The sequence below is a fragment of the Senegalimassilia anaerobia JC110 genome, assembly GCF_000236865.1.
GTDB classification, from domain to species: Bacteria; Actinomycetota; Coriobacteriia; order Coriobacteriales; family Eggerthellaceae; genus Senegalimassilia; species Senegalimassilia anaerobia.
In genome coordinates, this window is the sequence record NZ_HE611016.1 from 461,335 (window position 1) to 464,417 (window position 3,083).

Sequence of the window (3,083 nt, forward strand, 5' to 3'; positions counted from 1 at the left end):
TGCCGGGCCGGGGCCGCCGGGAGTACCGGGGCGTGCCGCGCCGGGGGTGCTGGGACGCGCTGCGCCGCGCCCGCCGTGAGAGGCGTAGCTCTCGCGGGCGAACTGCTCGAACTCGGGCGAGGAAACGCCTGGCTCGAAAGGGTCATGATACTGTTGATTACGATTCGTCATGGCCCGGATTATACTTCCAAGGACGAACCCGTCCGAAACCCAGGGAGGCACAATGGACGAAAAAGACATTGCCGCGCTGCAAAACGCCGACATAGATTACGAGGACATCATCGACCGCTTCGAAGGTAACGAATCGCTGTACCTGAAACTGGCCGAACTGTTCCTCGACGACCCCCACATGCCCAACGTCCGTAAGGCGATCGCCGCAGGCGATCTGGCAACCGCGGAGACGGAGGCCCACGCCCTCAAAGGCGTAGCCGGCAACCTCTCGCTCACCAGCGTGCACAAGCTGGCGAAAAGCATGAACGATGCCCTCAGGGAAGGCAACGAAGCCACAGCAACCAAGCTGCTGCCCGAATTGGACGAGGCATACGAGAAGGCAGTAGGAGCCCTGCGAGAGGTTTTGGGGAGGTAGGAAGCGGAAAACCACGCGCGAAGCGCCAACGCCACGCCAAACAACGAAGCAGGCCGGATCGCCACCAAAGCGATCCGGCCTGCTTTTGTATGAGAGGAAGACGCTAAGCGCAGCCCGGCCATTTCCAGCCGGCCAACTGCATCAATCTAGTATCCAGGAATCCATCTTCCGTCCGATCCAACATAATACGAACCGATCCACTGGTCTTTTGCCATAGTGCCATCTTCAAGAAGGTAGTAATCCCCTTCCCACGAAGATGATTTCATCGCTCCAGAACCGCAATAAAAACGCCAGGCAACTCCGTCGTTAAACCAACCCGTAACCATTGCGCCAGATGACGCGAATCGATACGCAACGCCTTCGATAATCTGCTCCCCAACCAGCATCTTGCCTGCATCGGAGAAGCAATACCAGTTGCCATTCACGAACTGCCACCCCGTACCCATCGCGCCAGAACCGTCGCAGTGATACCAGGTACCTTCATCGCCTATCCAACCAATATGCATAGCGCAGCTAGTAGGGTCGAGATAATAGTAGTTAGCCCCGATTTGATTCCAACCCGTTCTCAGGCACCCCGAGTTATCCGACCAATACCAAGAACCGTTTACAAACAACCAGCCGATGCCCATAGCTCCAGATCCGTTTAGCCAGTACCAGCTCTGACCATCCTTCAACCATCCGGTTGCCATGGCGCCGTTTGCGGGGTCAAGGTAGTACCACGCTCCCCCCACAAACTGCCAACCGGAGAGCATGGCCCCGTTTCCGCCCATGTAGTACCACGTCCCCCAGGCATCGGCCCAGCCAACGGCCATCGCGCCGGACGGAGTCAACCAGTACCAGTTCTGGCCCTCCTTCAGCCAACCGGTTGCCATCGCGCCGTTTGAGGGGCTGAGGTAGTACCAGGAACCATTAATCCACTGCCAACCATTCAACATGGCACCGGATGAGTTCAAATAGTACCAACTGCCATTCGAAAGCACCCAACCAGTCTGCATCCAACCAGCGGAATCAAAGTAATACCATGCGTCATCGATATAGGCCCAACCATTTGACGGGTAGCTCCCGTTTTTATACTGATACCACCAAGAGCCATCAGAGAAAACCCATGTATCTTTATGACGAATCGGGCCCGCAAAATCGAAATTGATATCTACTCCCCCGGCAATGCCGTTAATCGATGTATTGCTGTCAGCCTGCCACATCCCATATTTGCCGGAATACGTGCATTTATAGTTATATTGGGCGACCCAACGAGGCCAAGAGGAGAAAGCGGAGTCGGTCAAACGATTAGTCCACCAATTGGTATTCGCGTACACACCTGGCGTATAACCAGCAGCAGCAATAGCATTGCAATATGTCGAAGCGATACTCCCTAAAGCCGCGGAGCCAAGTTTCCCCTGCTGATTCTCGTCTTCCATATCATAGTAAACAGGATAAGAAAGGCTATAAGGGCTAAGGCCGGCTTCTCGCAAAAGCCTCAAGGTATGCTCTGCTTCGCTTTGGGCCATTGCATTATCAGTAGCATATGAATACAGATATACGCCAAAAGGAATTCCATAACGTTGGCATTCCTGAACATTCCTCAGAAATTGCTTGTCGTCCTGATTCGAATAATCGCTTCCATAGCCGCATCGAAGAATCGCATACGTCACACCGGAAGACTGAACCTGGGACCAATCGATATTGCCCTGATGCTCCGAAACATCAACGCCGAATCCCACGGCGCTATTGACTGTCGTCCCGTTAGAACCATGCCAAACGCCGCCCTCATTCCGCCACGAATTTAGCCGGTTTGCGAACAACGCGATACCGGTTCCCTCTCCATAGGCATCGTAATTTCCGTAACGCCAACTACTCGCATACGAACCGGAGCCTTGGTCGTATTCGTTAGCAAATCCATCCGACTCGCGCTCGGCGCATGCATCATCAACAACATCGGCAAACGAACAAACAGGAACAGCAAGCGACAGCGCCACCACTAACGCACAAATCAAAGGCAAAGTCACCCGATTAAACAAGACCAACACACTCCTATACGCTATTCTGAACTTAGAAATTCGGAACTGTAAGTTAGCAACACTATAGAGGAGAGGAGCATCTTATGAGCAGAAGAAAGCACCGAAATCCGTTTCAATGGCGAAAACTCGCCGTTTTACCGACGGCAACATGCCTAGCACTGTGCATGGGATACACGTCTCCAGCAATCGCCGAAGAGCCGGTTCAAAACAGCGAATCAACCATCGCACAGGTTTCGACAGTCGAAGAATCTTCGCCTGGGGTCGATACAACCGCGAAAGAGAGCACAACCGACAAATCGAACAAAAGCGCTCTTCCGGCCACCACCATACCTGCAGGGGACGCGAGCCCGGCCGCCGACGAAGGCGGCAGCGAGACGAAGCCCGCACCCCCCGCCGAGGACGTCTACGCCCTCGTGCCGTCCGAATCGTCCCCGCACCTGACGTGGACCAAGAACGGCGAGCCGTGCGCCGCCAGCGGA

General features: G+C 54.7%; 3 protein-coding genes. 2 read left to right on the forward strand and 1 reads right to left on the reverse strand.

The window, feature by feature from the left end; translation table 11 throughout:
- Positions 1-223: 223 nt before the first annotated feature.
- A complete protein-coding gene (locus SFHG_RS08045; RefSeq protein ID WP_042436035.1) occupies positions 224-586 on the forward strand; it encodes an Hpt domain-containing protein in 363 nt (120 codons plus the stop codon).
- 146 nt (positions 587-732) lie between these two features.
- On the opposite strand, the gene SFHG_RS10485 is transcribed toward SFHG_RS08045, so the two are convergent.
- Complete coding sequence (locus SFHG_RS10485; protein ID WP_148514817.1) at positions 733-2,610, reverse strand: GH25 family lysozyme; 1,878 nt, start codon at positions 2,608-2,610, stop codon at positions 733-735.
- A gap of 77 nt (positions 2,611-2,687) precedes the next feature.
- On the opposite strand from SFHG_RS10485, the gene SFHG_RS10800 reads away from it, so the two are divergent.
- Positions 2,688-3,083, forward strand: a 396-nt coding sequence (locus SFHG_RS10800; RefSeq protein WP_162096574.1) for a hypothetical protein, incomplete at its 3' end; no start/stop codon positions are given.